19 protein-coding genes are annotated in these 24,800 nt (G+C 67.5%); 6 read left to right on the forward strand and 13 right to left on the reverse strand.

Going from position 1 to position 24,800, the window contains the following annotated elements; all coding sequences use genetic code 11:
- Position 1: 1 nt before the first annotated feature.
- Genes Sp245p_RS22700 through Sp245p_RS22725 form a run of 6 tightly spaced genes read right to left on the reverse strand, consistent with a single transcriptional unit; the run spans position 2 to position 6,904 of the window.
- Positions 2–1,099, reverse strand: a complete 1,098-nt coding sequence (locus Sp245p_RS22700) for a CgeB family protein (RefSeq protein ID WP_014199301.1) — start codon at positions 1,097–1,099, stop codon at positions 2–4.
- Positions 1,096–2,190 carry a CgeB family protein gene (locus Sp245p_RS22705; RefSeq protein WP_109138916.1) on the reverse strand — a complete coding sequence of 365 codons (1,095 nt, stop codon included), beginning with the start codon at positions 2,188–2,190 and terminating at the stop codon, positions 1,096–1,098. Before Sp245p_RS22705 ends, Sp245p_RS22700 begins: the two co-directional genes overlap by 4 nt.
- On the reverse strand, positions 2,187–3,311 hold the full coding sequence (locus Sp245p_RS22710) for a CgeB family protein (protein WP_014199299.1): 1,125 nt from the start codon (positions 3,309–3,311) through the stop codon (positions 2,187–2,189). Before Sp245p_RS22710 ends, Sp245p_RS22705 begins: the two co-directional genes overlap by 4 nt.
- Positions 3,308–4,462, reverse strand: a complete 1,155-nt coding sequence (locus Sp245p_RS22715; RefSeq protein ID WP_014199298.1) for a glycosyltransferase family 4 protein — start codon at positions 4,460–4,462, stop codon at positions 3,308–3,310. The genes Sp245p_RS22710 and Sp245p_RS22715 overlap by 4 nt, the downstream gene beginning before the upstream one ends.
- Entirely contained in the window at positions 4,447–5,754 is a 1,308-nt protein-coding gene (locus tag Sp245p_RS22720) for a TIGR04295 family B12-binding domain-containing radical SAM protein (RefSeq protein ID WP_041814121.1), read from the reverse strand. The genes Sp245p_RS22715 and Sp245p_RS22720 overlap by 16 nt, the downstream gene beginning before the upstream one ends.
- A gap of 37 nt (positions 5,755–5,791) precedes the next feature.
- Complete coding sequence (locus tag Sp245p_RS22725) at positions 5,792–6,904, reverse strand: NAD-dependent epimerase/dehydratase family protein (RefSeq protein ID WP_014199296.1); 1,113 nt, start codon at positions 6,902–6,904, stop codon at positions 5,792–5,794.
- Between the two features lie 312 nt (positions 6,905–7,216).
- Between Sp245p_RS22725 and Sp245p_RS22730 the strand changes: the two genes are divergently transcribed.
- The 5 genes from Sp245p_RS22730 (at position 7,217) to Sp245p_RS22750 (ending at position 12,483) form a co-directional block, all read left to right on the forward strand.
- The gene (locus Sp245p_RS22730; protein WP_041813877.1) at positions 7,217–8,320 is read left to right on the forward strand and encodes an inositol-3-phosphate synthase; all 1,104 of its coding nucleotides are present in this window, start codon (positions 7,217–7,219) and stop codon (positions 8,318–8,320) included.
- A gap of 8 nt (positions 8,321–8,328) precedes the next feature.
- Positions 8,329–8,925, forward strand: a complete 597-nt coding sequence (locus tag Sp245p_RS22735) for a histidine phosphatase family protein (RefSeq protein WP_041814119.1) — start codon at positions 8,329–8,331, stop codon at positions 8,923–8,925.
- On the forward strand, positions 8,922–9,761 hold the full coding sequence (locus Sp245p_RS22740; protein ID WP_109138917.1) for a TIGR04290 family methyltransferase: 840 nt from the start codon (positions 8,922–8,924) through the stop codon (positions 9,759–9,761). Before Sp245p_RS22735 ends, Sp245p_RS22740 begins: the two co-directional genes overlap by 4 nt.
- On the forward strand, positions 9,758–10,684 hold the full coding sequence (locus tag Sp245p_RS22745) for a beta-xylosidase (RefSeq protein WP_014199291.1): 927 nt from the start codon (positions 9,758–9,760) through the stop codon (positions 10,682–10,684). The genes Sp245p_RS22740 and Sp245p_RS22745 overlap by 4 nt, the downstream gene beginning before the upstream one ends.
- Positions 10,685–10,776: 92 nt before the next feature.
- Positions 10,777–12,483 carry a hypothetical protein gene (locus Sp245p_RS22750; RefSeq protein WP_129557212.1) on the forward strand — a complete coding sequence of 569 codons (1,707 nt, stop codon included), beginning with the start codon at positions 10,777–10,779 and terminating at the stop codon, positions 12,481–12,483.
- Positions 12,484–12,583: 100 nt separating this feature from the next.
- On the opposite strand, the gene Sp245p_RS22755 is transcribed toward Sp245p_RS22750, so the two are convergent.
- The 7 genes from Sp245p_RS22755 to Sp245p_RS22785 all read right to left on the reverse strand — a co-directional run bounded on the left by Sp245p_RS22755 (position 12,584) and on the right by Sp245p_RS22785 (position 22,295).
- Complete coding sequence (locus Sp245p_RS22755) at positions 12,584–13,666, reverse strand: potassium channel family protein (RefSeq protein WP_014199289.1); 1,083 nt, start codon at positions 13,664–13,666, stop codon at positions 12,584–12,586.
- A gap of 89 nt (positions 13,667–13,755) precedes the next feature.
- Positions 13,756–16,788, reverse strand: coding sequence for a DEAD/DEAH box helicase (locus Sp245p_RS22760; RefSeq protein WP_109138918.1), 3,033 nt, complete (start codon positions 16,786–16,788; stop codon positions 13,756–13,758).
- 456 nt (positions 16,789–17,244) lie between these two features.
- Positions 17,245–18,174, reverse strand: a complete 930-nt coding sequence (locus Sp245p_RS22765; protein ID WP_041813873.1) for a YsnF/AvaK domain-containing protein — start codon at positions 18,172–18,174, stop codon at positions 17,245–17,247.
- Positions 18,175–18,178: 4 nt separating this feature from the next.
- Complete coding sequence (locus Sp245p_RS22770; protein ID WP_041813871.1) at positions 18,179–18,595, reverse strand: YsnF/AvaK domain-containing protein; 417 nt, start codon at positions 18,593–18,595, stop codon at positions 18,179–18,181.
- Positions 18,596–19,138: 543 nt separating this feature from the next.
- Positions 19,139–21,097: a hybrid sensor histidine kinase/response regulator gene (locus tag Sp245p_RS22775; protein ID WP_014199286.1), complete on the reverse strand. Its 1,959-nt coding sequence runs from the start codon at positions 21,095–21,097 to the stop codon at positions 19,139–19,141.
- 72 nt (positions 21,098–21,169) lie between these two features.
- On the reverse strand, positions 21,170–21,367 hold the full coding sequence (locus Sp245p_RS22780; RefSeq protein ID WP_014199285.1) for a hypothetical protein: 198 nt from the start codon (positions 21,365–21,367) through the stop codon (positions 21,170–21,172).
- A 25-nt stretch (positions 21,368–21,392) separates the two neighbouring features.
- Complete coding sequence (locus tag Sp245p_RS22785) at positions 21,393–22,295, reverse strand: ferritin-like domain-containing protein (protein WP_014199284.1); 903 nt, start codon at positions 22,293–22,295, stop codon at positions 21,393–21,395.
- Positions 22,296–22,509: 214 nt separating this feature from the next.
- Here Sp245p_RS22785 and Sp245p_RS22790 point away from each other — a divergent pair, with 214 nt between their 5' ends.
- Positions 22,510–24,765 (forward strand): NosR/NirI family protein, encoded by a 2,256-nt coding sequence (locus Sp245p_RS22790; protein ID WP_014199283.1) that lies wholly within the window; start codon positions 22,510–22,512, stop codon positions 24,763–24,765.
- Positions 24,766–24,800 lie beyond the last annotated feature (35 nt).

The raw sequence follows: 24,800 nt of genomic DNA on the forward strand, positions 1-24,800 counted from the left end.
CTCATTGAAAGGGCAGTACCACACTGGTATTTTGGCTGGTCCGTCGCATCGCGCACTCCAGTTCCCGTTCCAACGTTTCCGCGCGATGCGCGGCGGTGTGGTGTTTCAGGATTCGCCGCCGCGCCCTTGCGCCCATCGCTTGGCGGGTGTTCTCGTCCAGTTGGTGAAGGGCGTGCAAAACGTCCTCGGACGTGTGGGCGAGGATGATCTCGCGGTTCGGCTCCAGCAGCGCGTCCAGGCCGTCCCAACAGTCGGAGATGATCGGAGTGGCGCAGGCGGCGGCCTCGAACAGCCGGACGCTGGGGCTGTGGCCCGCGCGGATCATGTCCTCGCGCGTCACGTTCAAGGTGAAACGGCTGGCCGCATAGAAGGCAGGATGCTCGGCGGGAGGAACATGATGCCGACGTTCGACATTTCCGGGCCAGGCGATCCCGTCGGGGTATTGCGGACCGGCGACGACGAAGCGCAGCGACGGCGCGCGCCGGGCCGGTTCCAGCAGCAACCGTTCCAGCGTCGGCTGCCGGTCGGGGCTGTAGGTGCCGAGATAGCTCAGATCCCAGCGCTTGGGCGCGGGCAGAGGCGCGTAGGCGCCGGCATCCACGGAGCAATGGAGCGCGCGCGCCGCCGGAGAGCCGTAGCGGGACTCCAGCCGCTCCAGCGTCGGTCCGCCCGTGAAGGAGAAATACACATCATAGCCGGGAATGAGGGCAGGGGAGAGATACTCCTCGTCGCCGCGTTCCAGCTTCGCCAGGGTCACCGGCGTGTCGATGTCGTAGAAGGCGACGATCCCCTGCGCGGCTTCCTGCGCCCAGCGGCCGACGGCGACGCCGTCGGGCACGTAGGAACCGACGAGCACCGCGTCGGCCTCCTCGACCATTCCGGCCCACCGCCGCAGGTCGGCAAGGTCCTCGTAGAAGGCCAGCCGGCAATAGCCGGGATCGGTGACATCGCGATTCTGCGCGTACCAGGGAACGTCGCGCTCCAGGAACAGGATGTCGTGGCCGCGTGCGGCGAACGCCTTGAGAAGGGCGCGGAAGGTGGTGGCGTGGCCGTTGCCCCAGGAGGAGGACAGGCTCAGCCCCAGGACGACGAGCTTCACGCCGCGCTCCTTTCCCGCCGGGCCGCCAGGGCTTCGCGCAGCAACACGTCGACCTCCGCGCCGCGCCGTGCGTAGGTGTGTTCCGCAAGGGTACGCCGCCGCGCAGCGTCGCCGATGGCGCGGGCGCGGGCCGGGGTGAGGGCGCGCAGATGATCGGTCACGTCCTGGCCGTCGCGGGCGACGAGGATTTCCTCGTCCGGGGTGAGGAACAGTTCGACCCCCGTCCAAGCGTCGGTGATCAGGCAGGCCGCCGCTCCGGCAGCCTCGAACACCCGCGTGGCGGGCGAGAAGCCGACCTCGGCCATGCTGTCGCGGGCGATGTTCAGAACCGCCAGCGGCGAGCTGTTGAAGGCGTTGTGGTCGGCGGTGCCGACATGGCCGATGTGGGCGACGTTGGCCGGCAGCCCCTTCGTCTCCCAGCCGCTGCCGCCGATGATGTAACGGCCCTGCGGGTTGCGCGCGGCGGGCTCCAGGAAGAAGCGTTCCACCCGTTCCTCGCGGTCGGGCAGCCGGTTGCCGAGAAAGCTGAGATCGGCGGCGAAGCGCGGTTGGGGAGGTGCCGGCTGGTGCGTCGCCGGGTCCAGCGCGTTGTAGATGGGGCGGCACAGGCGGGCGCCCATCGCCTCGTAGGCCGCGACCACCGGCGGGCCGCCGCCGTAGGTCAGCACGGCGTCGATCCGCGGCAGCCGGCGGCGCAGGGGATGGTCCGGCGCCTGCCGAAGCTCGGCCAGGGTGGCGGGGGCGTCGACGTCCCAATAGACACGCAGGGCGTGGGAACCGGCGGCATCCATCACGCCGTCGAGCAACTCGTCGTCGAAGACGCCGACGCCGTTTGCCTTCACCACCACGTCGGCCTCGGCGGCGCGGGCGATCACGGTGCGGCAGGCCTCGGCGGTGGCCTCGTACACCACGACGCTGGCCCAGTCGGGCGGCTCGATGTCACGGTGCTTCTGGCGGTCGAAGGCGTCCGGTTCGTAGAAGGTGACGTCCCAGCCCCGCTTGGCGAGTTCGCTCAACATGCCGCGATAGTAGGTGGCGGCGCCATTCCAGTAGGAGGAAAGCAGGCTCGAACCGTAGAAGGCCATCTTCATCGGACAGGCTCCAGCATCGAAGAGGGGGTGGGCGTGCCAGCCAGAGCGGCGGCGATGGCGAGCAGCTCCCTGGTGCGGTGGGCGCAGGTGTGGCGGGTGCGGATCGTTTCCAGGCCGTTGCGGACCAACGCCGCGCGGAGGTCGGCGTCGCCGTCCACGGCGCGCAGATGGGCGGTCATATGGGCACCGTCGCGGGCGACCAGGAAATCCGTTCCCGGTCGGAACAGGCCTTCGCAATCGCTCCATGGCGCGCTGACCAGCGGGATGCCGCAGGCCAGCGCCTCGAACACGCGGATGGTCGGGATGCCTGGCAGGGATTCGACGTAGAAACGGCGCGGCACATGGACGGTGACCCGATGGCGGGCGAAGGTCGCGGGCACCCGGACGTTGGGCAGCCAGCCCTTGTAGGCGATGCCGTGCCGCTTCAGCGTCGCCAGGGCTTCGGCGGGGTAGCGCACGCCATAGACGTCCAGAGCCAGACCCGCGGCACGGGCGGGAGCGAACAGAAAGCTCCCCAGCTCCTTCGTCCGCTCGCCATCACCCCAATTGCCGATCCACACCGCTCCGCTGCGCCGCTCCTCCCCGGGCAGCGGGTGGAACAGCCGGACGTCGGCGGCTTCGTGCCAGACGAAGACGCGATCCTCCCAGCCCCAGCGCCGGTACACGGTGGCCAGAGTTTCGCCGAAGGCCAGGACGCCGTTGTAGCCGGAGAGATCGAAGGCGGAGATGGCCCCCGGATCACTGACCGCGCGATGGTGCGTGTCGTGGAACAACAGGGAAAAGCGACCGCCCTGGGCCCGCGCCCGGCCCACCGCCGCGACCAGAGCCGGGTCGTTCCATTCATGGACGATGACCAGATCGGCCCCGTCGCACAGCGCCGCCGCGTCGGTATCGGTCGTGAAGGTCAGCGAGGTCAACTCCGGATAGGCGGTCCGGTAGGGCACCAGTCCCGCTTCGCCATGATCGGCCAGCAGGTTCCGCAGGCTCCATGCGCCATCCGGTTCAAGGACGCGGACCTCATGGCCGAGGATGATCAGCTCCCTGAGGACGCCGCGCAGGAAATGGGCGTTGCCGTGGTTCCAGCAGGACGCCAGCGAATGGGTGAAATAGACGATCCTCACGCAACGGCCTCCTTGCGGGAGGGGGTGGAGGTGTGACGCGCCAGAACGCTGCGGTAGAGACCGCGCATGCCGGAGGCCATCGGCTCCATGCCGTATTGCCCGGCCTTGAGCCGCGCCGCCTCGCCGAGGCGCCCGGCCTCCCCCGGATCGTCCAGCAGGCGGCGGATCGTGGCGGCCAGGGCTGCGCTGTCCCTCGGTTCCACGAAGAGTGCGGCGCCGTCCCACAGCTCGCGGAAGGTCGCGATGTCCGACAGCACCAGCGCGCAGCCGGCCTGCGCGGCTTCAAGCACCGTCAGGCCGAACGGCTCGTAGAGCGCGGCGGACGCGAAGACCGGTGCCCGCGCCAGCCACGCCGCGATCGACGCCGCATCCAGGCGCCCGAGCGTCGCGGCGTGACGCAGGGTCCGGTGATTCCCGCCCGGACCCTCCAGCGAGCCGGCGGCGACCACCGGTGCCTCCAGCAGCGCCGCCGCCGCGTCCAGCGTTGCGATGTTCTTTCCATCGTCCCACAAGCGTCCGGCGGTGAAGACGAAACGCTCCCGTCCGCCCAGCCCCCCGCCCGGAGGAGGACGGCGTCCATTGCGCACCACGACCGGTGGCGGCAAACCGTAGGCGGCGGCGGTGGCCTGCGCGAAGGCGGTGCTCGGGGCTGCCAGCGCATCGCAGGCACGGTAGCCCCGCGCCAGAACCTCGATCCGCCAGAGGAAGTCGCCCGGCAGGGCGCCGCCGCGCAGGGTGGCCCACCACGTCGCCAGACAGGAATGGCAGACCCCCACGACCGGAACCGTGAAGCCGGCATCCGCCGCCAGGGCCGGGCTGTTGAGGTGGACGAGATCCACCCCCAACCGCCGAGCGAGCGTTCCCAGCGCTTCGGCGCCGCGCCGGATCGCGGCCGGGTCCTCCGCCATCCAGTCCAGCGGGAGGCCGGTGTCGATCAGTTCCAGGCCGGGGATGGCGCGCGCCGCCGCGGTCTGGTCATCCTGCGGTGACGGCCCAAGCACCGCCAGGGTAACGCGCAGGCCGCCTGCCGCCAGTTCCTGCGCGAGATCGAGCGCGTAGGTCCACACGCCACCCACGCTGTCCGCCGTCATCAACAGATGCGTGGGGACTGGATGCGCGGGGGCTGCCGGGGGCGTCACCGGCAACCGCATGCGGCCTCCAGCTCATGCAAGGGCAGGGGCTCCTCCGCCTGAATGTCGCTCAGTCGCGCGAACTGGCGCAGATAGTGCTCGTGCGCCCTTTCCCATGCCCGGTCGTCCGGTTCGCCCCACAGGCGGCGGTAATCGGGCGAGGCGGGGTAGGGGTAGAGCGGCACCGGATCGTTGGCCCAGACACCGGCACCGTGCAGCCTCTCCCGCCATCGCGCGACGAGCCCGGCGTCGTCGCCGGCCATGGCGATCAGGTTGGCCTGGACGAAGGGCACGCTGCGCCGGGCGTGGATCAGGCGGTCGGCCAGTGCGTCGGTGCTCATGCGGCAGTTCTTGTCGAGCGCTGCGCGACCCTCCTCGGTCAGGCTTTCCACCCCGGCCTCGATCGACACGCAGCCGGCGGCCCCCAGGAGATCCAGCAGATCGGGCTTCCACAAGTCGATGCGGGTCTGGATGCCGAACTCGACCGGACGCTCCACCAGCGCTTCCAACAGGTCGCGGCGGGGCAGGAAGATCTCGTCGATGAAATAGACGTAACGCACGCCGGCGGCGGTCAGCCGGTCGATCTCCTCCAGCACGACAGCGGTGTCGCGGCGGCGGTACTGGTCGCGGAAGTCGATCTTGGCGCAGAAGGAACAGGTGTAGGGGCAACCGCGCGACGCCTCGACCTCGGCCCCCGCACCGAGCGGTTCGGTGCCGTAGCGGTGGTGATGGTGGGGGTGGCGGTTCAGCCATTCGGCGGGCCAGGACAGCGCTGGCAGATCGACGAAGCGGCCGGTGTGCGGGCCGCCGGTGAGGACTGTTCCGCCGCCGCTGCGGAAGGCCAGCGCCGGAACGTCGTCCAACCCTGGCTGGCCGGAATCCAGCCGGTCGGCAAGCTGTTTCACGACCTCCTCGCATTCGCCCCGCACGACGACGTCCAGGCCCAGCTTCTCCAGGGCTGCACCGGGGGTGGTCGATCCATGCGGACCCACCGCGACGGTCCGGCCGCCGCGTCCGTCCAGCGCCAGCAGGAAATCACGGGGAATGCGCAGCTCCGGCGGGGCGCAACGCCAGAACAGGTAGGTCGGCGCGGTCGTCACCACGGTCATGCCGGGCGCGAAGCCGGCCACCCGATCCGCCAGTTCGCTGTTCGACAATCCCGTCAACAGCCCATCGAGCAGCAGGACCTCATGTCCGGCCTGCTCCAGCAGCGCCTTGCCGTAGCCCAGTTCGAGGGGCAGATGCGGCTCGCGGCAGCCGAAATAGATGCTGTGCGCGAAGGTCCAGGCCGGATTGACCAACGCCACACGCATCATGTCGCCTCCACCAAGGCCGGTCCGGACCGGCGGTTCATGCCACCAGCCCCCGCGCTTCGAGTTCGCCCCGGGCCTCGGCGACGTGGTCCTGCGCCTCATGCCGGGCAACCCATTCGGCGAGTTCGGCCAGCCCTTCGGCGAAATCCTGCCGCGCTTCGTAGTTCAGGACTGTCCGCGCCCTGCCCAGGTCGGGGATGTTGTGGCGGATGTCGCCAGCGCGCGCTTGGCCGGTGATGTCCGGAGCCAGGTCGGACCGGCCCATCGAGGCGGCCTGGAGCCGCGCCACCTCCTCCACGGTGCGGTCCTCGCCGGACCCGACGTTGAACACCTCACCGTTGGCGGTCGGCTGGTCGAGCGCCAGCAGGAACGCGCGTGCCACGTCGCCGACATGCACGAAGTCGCGCCGCTGTTGGCCATCCTCGAAGATCATCGGCCGTTGACCGTTGGCGATGCGCGAGGCGAAGATCGCCAGCACCCCGGTGTAGGGGTTCGACAGCGCCTGCCCGGGGCCGTAGACGTTCCACAGCCGCAACGCCGCCCCTTCCATCCCGTACTGCGCGGTAAGCGTCAGGGTCAGCCGCTCCTGCACGTATTTGCCGATGGCGTACACGGACCTGAGGGCCGGGCGCTTGCTCTCGGGCGTGGGGACGGGGATCAGCGGCCGTCCATCGTAATCGAGCGGGTCCCAGGAGCCGTCCGGGTTGCGCGGGCCGCGCACCACATCCTCCATCGGCGTGCCGTCGGCGGTCCGGTACAGCCCTTCGCCGTAGATGCTCATCGAGGAGGCGACCACCACCCGGCGGACCGGTCGGTCGATCAACCGCTGGAACAGCACGGCCGTCCCGTGGTCGTTCACCGAGGTGTAGCGGTCCACCGCGTACATGCTCTGGCCGACACCGACCTCGGCGGCGAGGTGGATCACGGAGTCCATACCCTCCAGCGCCCGAGCGACCATGGCCTCGTCGCGTATGTCCCCGATCAGCAACTCGATGTCCGGGCCCAGTTCATCGGGCCGCGTCCGGGTGGGATGGACCTGCGCGATCAGACTGTCGAGAACCCGAACCCGGTCGCCGCGGGCGAGAAGTGCCCTGGCGACGTGGCGGCCGATGAAGCCGGCGCCACCGGTGACAAGAACGGATTCTCCCACGAGCCCCTCCGCTGATGGACGGTGATGTTTATGGCAGCCATTTTTGGTTGTGTTGTTTATGCATAAAGTTATCGGCAATCGTCGCGGTTCTTGTTTGCAAAGAAATACAGCTTTTCACTTACATGCGTGAGAAACCGCTGTGTTCGCTTCGTGAAAAGAAGCGCGATCACATCAATGTTAACATCGCTTTTGGACTTTCGACACCTTACCCAAAAGGCGTGGTCAGATTGGACGATCTTCCATCAATTATTTTTCCAAGATACAAATACCATTCCGGTCCATTAAGGAAATTTTCAGAACGAGGAGAATTTCGTGACTGGGAAAAAGCTGCGGGTGGCGATTGCCGGTGTTGGAAATTGCGCTTCATCCTTCGTGCAAGGTGTAAGCTATTATGCCGATGCTCACGCTAATGAGCCGCCGCCCGGGCTGATGACGCTCGATCTCGGTGGCTATCGGGTCAGCGACATCGAAATGTCCGCCGCCTTCGACGTAAGCGCCGCCAAGGTCGGGCGGGACTTGTCCGACGCCATCTTTGCCCCTCCGAACAACACGTGCCGCTTCGCAAGCCCGCGTGCTTCGGGAGTGCAAGTGGAGCGCGGTCCGACACTGGACGGCATCGGCCGCTATTTGGCCGATGACATTGAGGAGTCGGGGGAGGCGCCGGTTGCCATCGCCGAGTCTCTGCGCCGCTCAGGCACCGATATCCTGGTGTCTTACCTGCCGGTCGGTTCGCAGCGGGCCACGGAGTTCTATGCCGAGCAGGCGCTGGAGGCCGGCTGCGCCTTCGTCAACTGCATCCCGGTCTTCATAGCCTCCGACCCAAGCTGGGCGAAGCGGTTCGAGCGACGCGGCCTGCCGGTCATCGGCGACGACATCAAGAGCCAGATGGGTGCCACCATCATCCACCGCACGCTGGCAAACCTGTTCCGCGAGCGCGGCGTCCGGCTCGACCACACCTATCAGCTGAACTTCGGCGGCAACACCGACTTCAAGAACATGCTGGAACGCGAACGCCTGGAATCGAAGAAGATTTCGAAAACCCGCGCCGTCACCAGCCAATTGGACGTGCCGCTCGACGCGGACGACGTCCATATTGGCCCCAGCGATCATGTCCCCTGGCTGGCCGACCGGAAATGGGCGCACATCCGGCTGGAGGGCACCGCCTTCGGGGGCGTGCCCTTGAGCGTGGAGCTGAAGCTGGAGGTCTGGGACAGCCCGAACTCCGCCGGCATCGTGATCGACGCGGTGCGCTGCGCCAAGCTGGCGCTCGACCGGAAGATGGCCGGGCCACTGATCGGACCGTCGAGCTACTTCATGAAATCGCCTCCCGAGCAGTTCACCGACCATGAAGCGCGCGAGCGCACGCTGCGCTTCATCGCCGGCGAGGCGGCGGACGGCCCGCGCTTCCGGGCGTGAGCGGCGGCGTGGAAACGATCCTGGTCCTGCTGCGTCACGCGTCGCATGACCGGCTGGGCTCCGTGTTGTGTGGACGCATGCCCGGCGTGACGCTCAGCGAGGCCGGCCGACGCGAGGCCGACGCGCTGGCCGTCACATTGGTGTGTCACCGGTTCGCGGCCGTGCTGTCCAGCCCGTTGGAGCGCGCGGTGGAAACGGCGGCCGCCATCGCCGCGTCACAGGCCTTGGCCGTGGAGGTGGAGGAGGATCTCAACGAACTCGATCTCGGTGCCTGGGCCGGCATGCGCTTCGAGGACCTGCGCGGCGACCCGGCTTGGAATGTGTGGAACAGCGCGCGGTCGCACGCCCGCCCGCCTGGGGGCGAAACGATGCTGGAGGCCCAGGCCCGGATGACGCGCTGCATCGAGCGGTTGCGCCGCCGGTACGCTGGCCGGACCGTCGCGCTGGTCAGCCACGCCGACGTCATCAAGGCGGCGCTGTCCCACGCCTTGGGGCTTTCCGTGGATTTCCACGCCCGGTTCGAGATCGCTCCGGCGTCCCGCAGCGTGCTGATCGCCGGGGAATGGGGCCTGAAGGTCCACAGCATCAACGAGGCGGCGGAATGACGAATCTGACGACCGACCAAATCCGCGCCCGGGTCGCCGCGCTGGGGGACTGGTTCCACAACATCGATCTGAACGGCGTCAGCACCGCCCCCGACCACTTCCTGCACGATTACCCGAACGTGAAATGGCGACGGTTCGCCCATGCGGTCCCGCAGGATCTGAGCGGCCTGACGGTGCTCGACATCGGCTGCAACGGCGGCTTCTACTCCATCGAGATGAAGCGGCGCGGCGCCGAGCGGGTGGTCGGGATCGACTTTGACGATCGTTATCTCGCACAGGCGCGCTTCGCCGCCGAAGTGACCGGCCAGGATATCGAATTCCGCAAGCTGTCGGTTTACGATCTGGCGCGGCTGGGGGAGCGGTTCGACGTCGTCTTGTTCATGGGGGTGCTTTACCATCTGCGCCACCCGCTGCTGGCTCTCGACCTGATCCACGAGCATGCCGCCCGTGATCTGATGATCTTCCAATCGATGCAGCGCGGCTCCGAGACGGTCGAACCGGTGGGCACCGATTACGACTTCCGTCAGCAGGACCATTTCAACGCGCCCGGCTATCCGAAGCTGCATTTCATCGAACACCAGTATTCCGGCGACTGGACGAACTGGTGGGTCCCGAACGCCGCCTGCGCCGAAGCCATGCTGCGCAGCGCCGGCTTTCGGATCGTCGAGCATCCGGAGCAGGAGGTCTATGTCTGCCGCCGCGCTCCACGGCCGACCGAGGCGGGCGCCGTCTATCCCGCCCGGCCACCCACCGCCGCACCATCCGCCGCACCATCCGCCGCACCATCCGCCGGACGGGCACCGGCAAACCACGTCAGGACGGGAAGCCAGGGATGATCGAAGCCGCCAAGATCTGGAACGAGCCCAACAACAAGTCCCACTGGAATCCCGATCTCGATCCGGAATGGGATCTGTTCGCCCGCATGACGATCCTGTCCGGACAGGCGATCCGGGCGGAGAATGGCGCGCTCACGCGCGTGTTGGGCGGCATCTCGCCCATCGATCCCTCCTTCATCCGACGTCTGGACGAACGCGGCGCTCTGGACCATGTGGACGTGGTTGCGGTGCATGGCTTTCCGCTCGACTGGAATCTCTGGCAGATCCACGAATGGCCGGACAAGATCGAGGAGATTCGCGCCGTCACCGGCAAGCCGGTCTGGGTGACGGAGGCCGGCGTTTCGTCCTTCGGCGCCGAGGAGGTGCAGGCCTGGGGCGTCACCCGCACCGCGGAGCTGCTGATCGGCCGGGTTCCACGCATTCACTGGTACAGCCTCTACGATCTGCCCAGCGCTTGGGAGGCGACGACGCGCCACAAGGAGGCGGAGGGCTCCTCCTACTACCGTCATTTCCATATGGGGCTTCTGCGGGCGGACGGCACGCCCAAGCCGGCGCTCGACGCCTACGCGCCCTATGCGGCCGAGATGGGGATTTGCCAATGGTTCCACTTCGAGGATCACCGGCTGGACGAGGCGGTGGCCTGGATGAAGCGGTTGGGTGTCCGGCACCTGCGCACCGGCCTGTCCTGGGCCGACAGCTTCCGGCCGAACGCGCTCGCCTGGTTCGACCGTCAGATGGAAGCGCTGGCCGATTTCGATGTCACCATAACTTTCTGCTTCACGCCCGAGCATCGTGGAATCGAACCACACCACACCAGCCCGCCCCAGGTCGCCGAGGAGTTCGCGGATTTTTGCGCCGCCATGGTCCGCCGCTACGCCAGCACCGCTCCGGCCGCGCCGTTCCCCCTGCTGGCGATGGGATAGGAGGCGGTAGGCCAAGACACTTCGCCGCGCGGAGCGGTTGAACCATGCTGGTTTACGGCGATCGCGACCGTCTCGAGAACCCGTGCGTCGCCGTGGCGCGGATCGCCGCCGCCCATCGTACAGCCGCCGCCAAGCCTGACGGGCTGATCCGTCATGCCATGCTGGTGTCCTTGTTCATCGAGGCGGCGGAGCTTGCGCAGGGCCTCGCCGATGCGGAATTCGCGGCGCTGGGGGAGGACGATTGCACCCCATGCCGCGATGCGGCGATGGCGGTCGTGATGGGGCTGGCCCGCGCCGTCGCCCGGTCCTGGCGCGGCGAGCCGCAGCCGGGCGCTTGCGCGCTGGCGGCTGACCTGGAAACGTTGTCGGCGCAACCCTTGCCCGAAACCGTGCGAATACGCCGATCCGAAGGCTATGCCTTCTATGGCCTCTATCCGGAAGCCTATCTGGAGGCTGCGGCCCGGCTTCCGCCGGACCTGCCCGCTCCGCTCGTCGTGATTGGCCTGCGCAGCATCGGAACCGGACTGGCGGCGATGGCGGCGGTTGCGCTGGACGCAGCGCCTCCGGTCACTCTGCGTCCGATCGGTCATCCGTTCCAACGCGCCGTCCGCCTGTCGGCTCGCCTGCGGGCCGCCCTGCTGGCCGACGCGGGCGCGTCCTATGTGATCGTCGATGAAGGGCCGGGCCTGTCCGGCAGTTCGTTCGGCGCCGTCGCCGATTGGTTGGAGGCGGCGGGCGTGCCGTCCCGGCGGATCGCGTTCCTTCCCAGCCATAAGGGCGATCCGGGACCGCGCTCCTCCGACCGGCACCGCCGCCGCTGGGCCGAGGCGGTGCGCCCGGTGATCGACTTCAATGAACTGGTGCACGCTGCGCATGGCCCGGTGCCGCCGTTGGAGCGCTGGTTCGAGGACACGCTCGGCCCTGCGGTCGCACCGTTGCGTGATCTGTCGGGTGGCGCATGGCGGACGGCATCGGCGGAATTGGCGGCGAATGTTGCGGCGGACTGGCTGCCGGTCCATGCGCAGCAGGAACGCCGCAAGTTCCTGCTGCGCACTGCCTCCGGCTCCTGGCTTTTGAAGTTCGCCGGCCTCGGACGCCTGGGCGAGGCCAAGCTGGACCGGGCCCGCGCGTTGCATCAGGCGGGTTTCACGACGAAACCCATGGCACTCCGTCATGGCTTCCTGGCGGAGCGCTGGTTGGACGGCGCGCAACTGCCCTCCACCATGCCTCTGGAGCGCTTGGCCGACTATCTCCTGTTCCGCGCCCAACGCTTTCCGGCGGAGCGTGACACGGGCGCCAGCCTTCCGGACCTGTTGGCGATGGCGCATGTGAACATCGGCGAAGCGCTTGGCGCCGCCGCGACCGTCCCCTTGGATCGCTGGACGCGGGACATCCTGAGTGAGCTGGACGCCGGGGTCCGGCGCGTCGTCACCGACAACCGCCTTCACATCTGGGAGTGGCTGCGCACCACCGACGGCCGGGTGCTGAAGACCGACTCGCTCGATCACGCCGACGCGCATGACCTGATCGGTTGCCAGGACATTGCTTGGGACGTGGCGGGGGCCATCGTCGAATTCGGCCTTGCGGAGGCGGAAGCCGACCGGCTCTGCGACGCAGTGGGCGCTTCAAAGCGGCTGGTGGCCTTCCATCTTCCCTGCTATCTCGCCTTCCAGATCGGCTGCTGGTCATTCGCCTCCTCCGATGCGGGAGCGGCGTCCATGCGCCGCTTCTACGAGGAGGCTTGGAAACGGCAAGCGAGCCGTGGTGGGCGCTTCCCACCTCCCGCCGGCACATCATAACCGCCGCTTCGAGCATCACCTTCGGACCTGGCGCGTTCCTGACAACCGGCGAACTCGAGCACAGCCGATCTGGGGCCGCGCCTTCGAAAACCGACAGCGTTTACTGGCCTTCTGCCGTCTCGTCACTGTGCGCCGGACTGATCACGAGCAACAGGTCTCCGGGCTGGATGATATGGCGGTGGCGTTCCGTGAAGGGAATGGCGCGGCCATTGCTGTGGATCTGCACGATCACGCCGACGGTTGCCTCCGCCATGGTCTTGCCGACTTCGTCCCGGGCCGCCGGGCGCTCCGTCAGCACCATTTGGCCACCCACCGACATCAGGTCGCACAGGAAGGGTGTCGCATGGCTGGTTTCCACGGCATCGGCCATGAGATAGCCACCGATCCTGGGCGGCGACACCACCAGGTCGGCGCCGCTCAGCTTGGCCAGCTTGATGTTCTCCTCCTGCTTGATGTTGCCGACGATCTTGGTGTCGGCGGACAGATGGCGGACGGTCAGGATCACCAGAATGGTGGTGTCGTCCCGGCCCGAGCTGACGATCACCGCCTTGGCGCTTCCCACGCAGGCCCGGGTCAGCATCTCTTCGCTGGTGGCGTCGCCGAGCAACCCGATGAACCCCGCCTCGGCCGCCAGCCGGATGCGTTCCTTCGACTGGTCGATCACGACGATCCGTTCGCCCGGATGTCCCTTGGCGACCGTCTCCTGCGCGGCGATGAACCCACTGTGACCAAAGCCGCACAGCACGATATGCCCCTGCAGATGCTTCTGAATTCGGCTCATTCGGAAATCCTCGATGATCCGCTGCACAACGAATTCGTAGGCGGTGCCCAGGAAGATGAACCATATGAAGATGCGGATGGGCGTGACCGCGAAGGCGTCGATCAGCCGCGCCGTGTGGCTGACCGGAACGATGTCGCCGTAACCCACGGTGGTGACGGTGATCATCGCGAAATAGAGGATGTCAGGGAAGCTGACGTGGCCGTCGATCTGGTCCTTCAGGCCATCGCGGTCGAACCAGAACACCGCGATGACCAGGGCGATCAGGACGACGACGAGCCCGACACGAAGGGCGAGCGTCTGTTCCGCCGACATCCCGGAGCGGACATGAAGAACCCGGCCCCGCCGGGGCGCCGACTTGATCCGCCACGTCTCGTTGCCATTGCGCTCGCCAAGCTTCGGCATGGGCCATCCATCGAATGACACTCCCGGCCATCATAACGGGGATCGCCGCGTGTCGCTCCACAAGGTGGCCATGTGGAGCGACTGTCCGCTCAGGCCGTGCCGATCGGCGGAAGCTGATCGAGCAGGGCGCGCGCGTTGTTCAGGATCTCCGACGGTCCATCGGCGCCCAGCGCAAAGACGAGGCGGTCGTCTGTCCGACGCACCTGTCCGGTCCACAGACGCTCCAGCGCCGCTTCGCGCATGGCCCGGCAGGGCGTGTCGTTCAGGGTCAGCGAGACACCCGAGGGTCCGGCGGCCAGGGCGGCGACACCCAGCCGCCGGCAGCGCGCGCGGAGCGCAGCGGCCGCCAGCAACAGCTCGACCTCCTCCGGCAACGGCCCGAAGCGGTCCTCGATCTCTTCGCGCAACGGCTCGACCGCCGCTTCGTCGCGCAGACGCGAGAGGCGGCGGTGCAGGCCGATGCGCAAGTCCTCCTCCGGAAGGTAGGCGGCGGGAATGGTCTGCGGCACGCCCAGGCGCAGTTCGGGGGAATCGTCCGTCTCGGCGCCGGCCAGCGCGCGGGCCAGAAGATGCTGGTACAGCTCGGTTCCGACCAACCGCAGATGGCCGCTCTGATCGGTTCCCAGCAGGTCGCCCGCCCCGCGCTGGTCGAGATCGAGCAAACTGAGGGCGAAGCCGCCGCCCAGGCTTTCGATCGCCTCAAGCGAGCCCAGCCGCCGCTCGGTTCGCTCGTTGAGCGGAGTGTCCGGATCGGTCAGGAGATAGGCGTAGGCCTGCGTTCCCCCGCGCCCGACCCGGCCGCGGAGCTGATGGAGCTGCCCGAGCCCGAACAGGTCGGGGCGGCGGATCACGATGGTGTTGGCACGGGGAATGTCGATGCCGGTCTCGATGATGGGGGTCGAAACCAGCACGTCGACCGTTCCTTCCGCCACATCGAACATGACCTGATCGAGTTCGGCAACGGGGAGGCGGCCGTGCGCGACGGCGACCGACAGACCGGGGGCGAGCGCGCGCACCTCGGCCTCCAGCGCCGGCAGGTCGGCGATCCGCGGGGCGACGCAGAAGCTCTGTCCGCCCCGCGCCTTTTCGCGCATCAAGGCGGACCGCAGAACCGAAGGGTCATAGGGGACGACCCGCGTGCGCACCGGGCGCCGCCGCACCGGAGGGGTATCGATGACGCTGACTCCGCGCAGCCCCGCCAGCGCCCCCTGCAGCGTCCGCGGAACCGGCGTGGCGCTGAGCGCCAGACAGTGGACGCCGGCCGAAAGCCGGGCCAACGCCCGCTTCTGCACGGTGCCGAAGCGCTGCTCCTCGTCGACGACGACCAGCGCCAAGTCGGCGAAGCGCACCGTCTTCGACAAGAGGGCGTGGGTGCCGATCGCGATCGCCACCGATCCGTCGGCGAGGCCTTCGCTTACGGCTTTTGCGGCCGACGCGGCCATGCCGCCGGTCAACGGCTCGATGCGCAGGCCCAAACCAGCCAGCCGCCGTCGGAACACCTCCAAGTGCTGGCGGGCAAGCACGCTGGTCGGAGCAAGAACGGCGACCTGCCGGCCGGTGAAGGCGACCGCCGCCGCGGCGCGCAACGCCACTTCGGTCTTGCCGTAGCCGACGTCGGCGCAGACCAGATGGTCCATGGGCCACCCGCTGGCGAGTTCGGCCATCACGGCGCTGATGGCGCGCCGCTGGCCCGCGGTCTCCTCGTAGGGGAAGCGGGCGGCCACGCGCCGCATCGGTCCGGCTGGCGGCGCGATCACGGGGGCTTCCGTGCGGGTCCGGCGCTCGGCCTGGCGCACGAGGCTTTTCGCGGTTCGGCCGATCTCGCGCTCCAACTCCGCACGGCGGGCGATCCAATTTCCGCCCTTGAGCCCATCGAGCGCCACCCGGGCGTCGCCGCTGCCGTAGCGCCACACGCGGTCGAGGTCGGCCGCCGGCACCAGGAGCCGATTCTCGCGGGCATACTCCATCACCAGAACGTCTTCCGGCTGGCCTCCGGCCTCAACCGTGTCGAGCCCGCGCACCGCACCGATCCCATAGTCGAGATGGACCGCAAGATCGTCGCACGACAGGTCGACGGGTGCCAGCGGGGCGGCCGGGCCGGCTCCGCCTTCCGGACGGGGGCGTTGGGCGAGCACCGTCACGCCGTCGAACGTGAAGCCCGTCGCGACCCGAAGCACCAGGGCTGCCGGCGTCACGGGAGGCCCGTCCACCGGCCACCGGTCGAGCACCGGCACCGGCCGGCCGGTCGCCACCGCCACCCGCTCCGCCATCCTGGCCGCGTCGGCGGCGTTCGCGGCGGCAATGATCACGGATTCACCCGCGGCAATCCTCTCCCCGGCGAGGCGGGGGAGGGTGCGTTCGGACACCGCCGGCGCCTCGCTGGACGAGGCTTGCCCGTCGGGCTCAAGGGTCAGTACCGCGCGCCCCCGCAACCCTGTCTCCCACGCGTCGCGGTCGAGGTGCATGGCGGACGCGTCGGCGCCCTCCAACTCGTCGAACCACGCCTCCAGCCGGTCGCCAACCCCCTCGTCCATGACGACCGGATTGTCGGCAAGAAGCTCAAGCACGCTCGGCAAGCGGTCGTAGGCCAGGGGCAGCAGGCGCTCGAAGGCGTAGGGGCGTCGTCCGGCGGCGAGTTCCTCCGCGAGCCCTGCGGCCATCGGGTCTCTGCGGCTCTCCAGCCCTTGGATCAACCGTGCGACGATCTCCGGTGCCGCCGGGATTTCGGTCACCGGATGAACGGTGATCCGGTCGCAGTCGCCCGTCGAGCGCTGGCTTGCCGGATCGAAGGTCCGTATCCGTGCGACCCGGCCATCGACGATGTCGCAGCGGACGGGACGGTCGGCATCGCCCGGAAAGATCTCCACGACGGAACCGCGGAATGCGGCCTCCCCCGGTTCGTCGATCCGTTCGTCGAGGATGTAGCCGCCGGCAATCAGGCGCTTTCGCCACGTCTCCTCGTCATAGAGGGTGTCCGTCGCGATGGCCAGCGCGACGTCGGGCCAAGCATCGGGGGGCGGAAGACGTTGCAGAGCCGCCTCGGCGGTCGCGAGAACCAGCCGCCCGGCGCCTTTGGCCGGTCGGGACAAGGCGGCGATGGCGGCGGCGCGCTGCCCAAGCACAGCCCGCGATGGCTGGTCCCGCTCGCCAAGGGGGACGTCCCAACCTGGAATAAGCACGACATCGAGGTCCGGCGCGGCGTCCCGGATCGCCCTGGCGAGCCGGACAGCCCGGGTGTCGCTGCGGGTTACGACCAATGGCGCCGCCTGTGAACAGGCGGCGCATCTGGCAAGCGCGATTGCCAGGGAGCCTTCGGCCGGGGCGGCGCAGGTCATTGACCGGTCCAACCGGAAAGCGGCGCGGTCGGATTGCATCAAAGATGCAGAATCAGGCATGGCACATTCGTCAGGGGAAACGGGAAGGGTTGGCTCTTAACAGCCGGACGCCCATTCATTCCCAACGGAGTGGACAAATTCGTTGGACGTTCCGTACGCGATGCGCCCTTGTGACCGGTCCGCGTGCTGAACAAGGGGCGGCGACGGCCGCCCCTTTATCTTTGTGAGGCACCACTGTGAGCGTTACCGCTCGATGTCGTCCCGGCGCACGGTGTTCTCCACCCCACCGCGCGACGTTCCGGTTCGGCTGTCCTCAACCTCAACCTCGGTGCGGCGAACCGTATCCGACACGGTCTGGGCGCGTTCCTCGACATCCTTGCGGATGACCACCTCTTCCTTGACCACCGCGCGCTTCTGGACCACCGCCTCCTCGTCGGTTTCGCTCACTTCGATGGTGCGTTCACGGAACGCGTCGGCCGGAACGTCTCCAACCTCGCGCATGATAGGACGGCGCTCGACCGAGACCGTCTCGTCGCGAAGACGAACCTGCTCCTCGACCGGTGTTTCGATCACATAGGTGCGCACGCGCACGACCCCGCGCTCCACGGCGCGCTTGCCGATGGACAATTCCTCTTCGGTGACCGGAACCACCTCTTCGCGTTCGCTGCCAACCCCGGTGTTCATCGTGGCATCCGCTGTGGTGTCGGTCGTGTTCACGCTGCGGAACGCTTCGGCCGCGTTGCCGAGCTGGGCATTGCTTCCCGCCCCGCCAACCGCATAGCGTGCCCGCTCCTCGGCAGCCGACGCTTCGTCATATGGCGCTGCCGTCTCGTCGTAACCCGTCCATCCGGACGAGCGGTACGCCTCGCCCCGGTGTTCGATATCGACAACGGTGCCGCGCTCCAGAACCGCAATGGCCCGGTCGACGTCCTCATCGTCCAACCGCAGCTTCAGAAGCGTGCCGCCACGCCGCATCCCCTCGGCATAGACGTGAGCATCGGTGTCCGGGACGTTCCAATTGCTCAGGCGGGACAGGAAGCCACCGCCGCCACCGGCGTCGCTGTGCGAGACGATCTCACCGACGCTGCGGTCGAAGCCTTCGGCTTCGAGATCCCGCAGGGCCGCTTCGGCGTCGGCGCGCGTATCGTAAAGGGCAATGATGGTCTTGTTCATGAGCCTAGTCCTCGTTGGGTTGGTCGGTCCTGGCACCACGCTCCCCAGGTTCGTCAATGAATTCGACGATGGCTTCTTCCGAACGGAGGGTGATCGGCTGCTCGGCTTGGACGGTGCTCGTGGTCTTGCGCAGATGGATCTCTTCCCGCAAAACCAGCCGCCGTTCGACCACCAGCATCTCCTCGACCACCGGGATGATGGTTGTGGTGCCATCCTGGCGGATGTCCGGACGGGCATCGATGGGACGGTTCACCGGGACCCGAACGATCTCGACATCTTCACGCTTCAGCGCCTGCCGGACGAGTTCCTCGTGCTCGGTGACTTTGGTGGTCACCCGCACACGACCGCGCTCGATCTGGCGCTTGCCAACCGAGGCGGTTTCCTCATGAAGCGGAACGACCTCTTCGCGGTCGCTGGCCATGACGCACCCTAGCGCAAGAAAAAGTACAGAAGGATCGCGAGCACAATCAGCCCGACGATGATCCACGTCCAATTGAGACCACCTGCGCTTGCAGCTTCATAAACACCGAACTTTTTGGGACCTCGATCGTTCGCCATGACGTCATCTCCGGCTGGGCCACTGGGGTCTTAACAGCAGCTCCTCTTCACCGTTCCAGTAAGGAAAGGAGAGATGAAAACAGGGCGTGGTCTTTTGGCCTGGATAGGCTGGGAGCCCAGCCGTTGTGGCCTTCGATCGGTGCAACGATGTGCAAAGACCAGATAAAAAATGGCCCAACCGCACATCCGGCAACGTTGGTGAAAGAGGTCCGGTTCTACCCGCTCTCCGCCATTGCGAAAACGCTGCGACAGCGCCGGCAGCGCTGAGGCGGACGGCATCCGTCCCCTGGTGAACGTCACGATGGACCGTCATGCGGCTGCACCCAACGCCACCAAGCCCGACGTCAACGGTGGCCTGATGGAGCGGGATTCCAGCTGAGCAGGAATGAGGCAGGTCGAAGAATTTTCAACCGCTGCGCAACATTGCATTCACCTGGGCGAGGAACTGGTCAATGGCAATGGGCTTGCTCAAAAGCCGTGTGTGTGGCGCCAGCAGTTCCTTGTCCAGAACGGCATTGCAGGCGTAGCCGGTCAAAAATATGATTTTCAGGTCCGGCCGCAATGACCGGGCTGTTTCCGCGACCCGTTGTCCGGTGATGCCTGGCAAGCCGACATCCGTTACCAGAAGGTCGATCCCCACCGGGGAGTTGAGGATGGTCAAGGCTTCGTTTCCATCCTCGGCCTCCAAGACCGTCGCCCCCTGCTCCCGGAGCGCTTCCACAAGCAGCATGCGGACAATCGGTTCGTCCTCCACCACCAGCACGGTTCCCGGCACCGGCTGCTGCGGCTGATCGGGGACCTTCACAGGGACGGAACCGAGATTTTCCGCATGGTGAGAGCGAGGCAGGTACAGTTTCACGGAGGTTCCATGGCCCACTTCGCTGTCGATCCGGACATACCCGCCCGACTGGCGAGCAAAGCCATAGATCTGACTCAACCCCAGCCCCGTTCCCTGACCAAGCGGTTTCGTCGTGAAGAATGGTTCGAAGGCACGCTCGAGAACGTCCGGCGGCATGCCGGTGCCGGTGTCGGCCACCTCAAGCAGTGTGTAGTCGCCGGGCAGCACTCCGGTTTCCGAAGCCGCCGCGGTCGCATCCAGATGGATGTTGACGCCCTGGATGGTGAGTTGTCCGCCATGGGGCATTGCATCGCGGGCGTTGATGGCCAGGTTCAGCAGCGCAGCCTCGACCTGATTGGCGTCCGCCCAGATTGGCCACAGCTCGGGAGCCAGCCGTGTCTCGACCCGGATCGCCTCGCCGACCGAACGCTCGATCAGGTCCCGCAGTCCATCCACCAGCGTCTTGAGGTCGGTGCGCTCGGGTTGAAGCGGTTGTCGGCGGGAAAAGGCGAGCAGCCTCTGTGTCAGAGTCTTCGCCCGATCAACCGAGGTTCTGGCGGCGGTCACATACGCCTGGATGTCGCCTTGTCCCGTCATGAGCCGCCGTTCGATGACCTCCAGACTGCCGCCAATGGCCTGAAGCAAATTGTTGAAGTCGTGCGCGATGCCGCCGGTCAGTTGGCCCACGGCTTCCATCTTCTGCGCCTGGAAGAGTGCCGCACGGGTTTCTTCCAACGCTTCCTGCGCCAGCTTGCGTTCGGTGATGTCGCGGGTGACTTTGGCAAAACCGACGAGGCGCCCATTGTCATCCCGGATCGCGTCAATGACGACGCTGGCCCAGAAGCGGGTGCCATCCTTGCGGAGCCGCCAGCCTTCGGTTTCGAATTTTCCGGTTTGCTCAGCGGTGCGCAATCCCTGCATCGGGACACCGTTGGCGCGATCCTCGGCGGTGTAGAAGCGGGAGAAATGCTCTCCGATGATCTCCTCGGCAGCGTAGCCCTTCATTCGCTGGGCACCGGAATTCCAGTTCGTGATATGCCCGGTTGTATCGAGCATGAAGATCGCGTAGTCGATCACTCCCTGGACCAGCAGGCGAAAGCGCGCCTCGCTCTGTTGCAGAGCCTCCTGCGCCTGCTTGCGCTCGGTGACGTCGCGCGTGATCTTGGCAAATCCAATCAGCTTCCCGGCGTCGTCACGGATCGGATCGATGATGACGTGGGCCCAAAAGCGCGTGCCGTCCTTGCGAACCCGCCAACCTTCCGCCTCGAATTTTCCTTCGATCGAGGCGATGGAGAGCGCCCGTTGCGGCACTCCGGCGCGCTGATCGTCATCGGTGTAGAAGCGCGAGAAATGCTGGCCGATGATTTCCGCGGCCGTGTATCCCTTGAACCGCTGGACTCCCGGATTCCAGCTGGTCACGATTCCGTGTGGGTCGAGCATGTAGATGGCGTAATCGTGGACGCTGTTGACGAGCAGTTCGAATCGCCGCTCGCCCGACAGTGGCTCCCCGCCAACGCCGGTCGGCAACTCACTCTCCACTAAGATTCTCCGCAGGACGTCGAATGATGACAGCCATACTATCGCTGTTGCTGACGTCACTCAACGCCACTGCCCTTTGGGAAACCCAGGGTTGCTCGCAAATCGCACCAAGCCGCTGATCTCGCCCGTGGCATTCGGCGCAGGCACGCCGATCCGGTCCGACGAGACATAGACCCCGGCAGAACGCTCCATGGCCGTCACCTGATGCGCGGGTCCGCTCCGCTCGACTCCCGTTTTCGCATCGGCGGTGGCTGCCATGTATCAATGCTTAAGCTCGGCAGTATTACCCCCTCGTCTCGATCCGCTCCGCCAGCAGCGCGAGGTGTCCCACCACGGCCTCCTGAAGGCGCAGGGATTCGGTCAGGACCAGTTCGTCGATCGCCTGGGCCGCCACGTCGCCGAAGGCTTCGGCGAGCCGTTCGGAGGCAGTGACCGCCGCGCGCAGGCAGGCGGGCACGGTGTCGGGAACGGCGGCCTGCGACGCCGCCGCGTCGGAGCCGGCCGGAATCAGCGCCCGCTCTTCGCCGACGATTCGGTTCAGCAGCGTGGCACCGTCACCGTCGCCCAGGGCGAGCAGGTGCGCCGCCAGCGCGCTGTGCTCCGCGGCGGTGGCGGACAGCAGGGCGACGGCCAGCCGTTCCAGCTCCGCCGGCGTGTCCGCGCGGGTCGGCTTGTGCTCCGCCCGGCCCCGTTCGCGGCGGTAGGCCTTGCGGCGCTCGCGGCGGAGCAGGGCGGCGTGGCGCAGCTCCTCGCGGGCCAGCGCCTCGGCGTGGGTGCGGATCGGCTCGTCCGGGGCGCTGGCGGCGATGTAGCTGTAGAAGGCGAAGGCGCGCTGCTCGTTGACCACCGCCAGTGACAGCGCCTGATAGGGCGTCAGCCGCGTGCGCTCGGTCAGCTCCTCCCAGGAGGCGGCAAGCTCCGGCGGCAGGCGCCAGAGGAAGGCCGGAGCGTCGGGGGTGGGGCGGCCGAGGCGGTGCGCCCAGCCGTCCACCGCCTGCACATGGTCCTGCTCCTCCGCGATCAGGGCGCGGAAGGTTGTGGCGGTGTCGGTCTCGCCACGGCGGTCCATCAGGGCCGCCAACTGGGTGTAGCGGCGCACCGCCTCCTGTTCCAGCGCCAGCGCAATGCCCAGAAGCTCGTCCAGCGAGCGGACCCCACCCTGTGGTTCGTGGCGCAGCAACGGCATGGAAACCCCCGGTCGCGAGTGAACTTCGCCTAAAATGCAATCGATAGTCCCGCCCGATCAGCAATCGTACGGACCCTGGGGAGGAGGATAGTCCAGCTTCATTTTTCCGCGACTTGACGACGGTCAAGAACAGCGGCCCGAACCTGCGGTCTCATGGGTGCGTCAACGGGGCATACGGCCCCTTGATCAAGATCAAGACTTCAAGGCAAGGGCGATGGTTGCGGACTTCTTGCGGGGAACACGCGCGCTGGTGGTGGGGCTGCTGATCCTGCTGGCCGGTCTCGGCACGGCGGACGCCGCCGAAGCGCTGCTGGCGCGGTATCTCGGCACGGTGCAGCCGGGCGATCTCGCCGCCGGGGCGGACCGCTTCGGCGCCCCCCTGCCGAACGCGCCGCTGGTTCCCGTCTACAAGGGCGACGCGCTGGTCGGCCACGCCTTCCTGACCTCCGACTTCGTGAACACGACCGGCTATTCGGGCCGTCCGATCCATGTGATGGTCGGTCTGGCGCCGGACGGCACGGTGACCGGGGCGAAGCTGGTGGACCATCACGAGCCCATCGTCCTGATCGGCATCCCGCCCGCCAAGGTCAACGCCTTCATCGACGGCTACGTCGGCAAGAACGTGCTGACCCTGGCCTCGCAGAGCGCGTCCAGCCCGCCGGTGGACATCGTGTCCGGCGCCACCGTGACGGTGATGGTGATCGGCGATTCGATCATCCGCTCCGGCAAGAAGGTGTTGCAGGCGCTGGGTACGCCGGGAGCGGCGGAGGCCGCGCCGACCGTGACCCGCAGCCTCGACCTGTCCAAGACCGGAACCGAAGACTGGGCCACGCTGGTCGGCGACGGCTCGGTGCGCCGCCTGGCGCTGACGGTGGGCGAGGTCAACGCCGCCTTCGAGCGCACCGGCAAGGCCGAGGCCGCCGCCCGTCCCGAGGCCGGCGACCCGAACGACAGCTTCATCGACCTCTACGCTGCGCTCGCCACCATTCCCGCCGTCGGCCGCTCCCTGCTGGGCGACGCGGAGTACGAGGCGCTGGTGCAGCGGCTGAAGCCGGGCCAGCACGCCATCGTCGTGGCGGGGCAGGGGCGCTATTCCTTCAAGGGCTCGGGCTATGTGCGCGGCGGCATCTTCGACCGTTTCGAGCTGGTCCAGCACGAGGGCGCCATCCGCTTCCGCGACCGCCTGCACAAGCGCCTGGGCTCCCTTGCCGCGGCCGGCGCGCCGAATTTCCCCGAGATCGGCCTGTTCGTCATCCCCGAAGAGGTCGGCTTCAACCCCGCCGATCCGTGGCGCCTGCAGCTGCTGGTCCAGCGCGCGACCGCGGCGCTCGACAAAGCCTTCGTCACCTTCGACCTCGGCTATCAGCCGCCGGAGAAGTTCCTGAAGGTCGAGCCGGTGGCCGCTCCTGCCGCTGCCGCTGCCGCGACCGTGGCGCCGGTGCCCGCCGCCCTGGCGGATCAGGATGCCGCCGACGAGATCCCGCTGTGGCGGCGCATCTGGGAGAACCGCCTGTTCGACGTCGCCGTGCTGGCGAGCGCGATCCTGCTGCTGACCGGGATCTTCTTCTTCCAGGACCAGCTCGTGAAGCGTCCGGCTCTCTACGAGCGGGTGCGCACCGGGTTCCTCGTCTTCACGCTGGTCTGGCTCGGCTGGTACGCAACGGCGCAGCTGTCGGTGGTCAACGTGCTGACCTTCGCCAACGCGCTGCGCACCGACTTCCGTTGGGACTATTTCCTGATGGACCCGCTGGTGTTCATCCTGTGGTTCTCGGTCGCCGCGTCGCTGCTGTTCTGGGGCCGGGGCGCCTTCTGCGGCTGGCTGTGCCCGTTCGGCGCGCTGCAGGAGCTGGCGTCCAAGGCCGCCAAGAAGCTCGGCGTCCGCCAGATCGCCGTTCCCTTCGGGCTGCACCAGCGGCTGTGGCCGATCAAGTACATGATCTTCCTGCTGCTGTTCGGCCTGTCGCTGACCTCGCTGGCGACGGCGGAGAAGGCGGCGGAGGTCGAGCCCTTCAAGACCGCGATCATCCTGCACTTCGTCCGCGACTGGTGGTTCGTCCTGTTCGCCGTGGCCCTGATCGTCGCCGGCCTGTTCATCGAGCGCTTCTTCTGCCGCTACCTGTGCCCGCTGGGCGCGGCGCTGGCCATCCCCGGCCGGATGCGGATGTTCGACTGGCTGCGCCGCTACAAGGAATGCGGCAACCCGTGCCGGCGCTGCGCCAACGAATGCCCGGTCCAGGCGATCCACCCCGACGGGTCGATCAACCCCAACGAATGCATCCAGTGCCTCCACTGCCAGGTGCTCTACCACCACGACCGCAAATGCCCGGTCATGATCCAGAAGCGCCTGAAGCGGGAGCGCCGCGACGCCACCCAATCCACAGCTACGGCCGCCGAACCCAAACCCCGCGCCGCCGTGCTGACCACCGATCCCGCCACCGGGCACCTGTCCGCCCGGCCGGAAGGACTTTGACCCACCAGGTCGAAACAAGAGCCCCGCAAGGGGAC

Source organism: Azospirillum baldaniorum, assembly GCF_003119195.2.
In the GTDB taxonomy this organism is placed as follows: Bacteria; Pseudomonadota; Alphaproteobacteria; order Azospirillales; family Azospirillaceae; genus Azospirillum; species Azospirillum baldaniorum.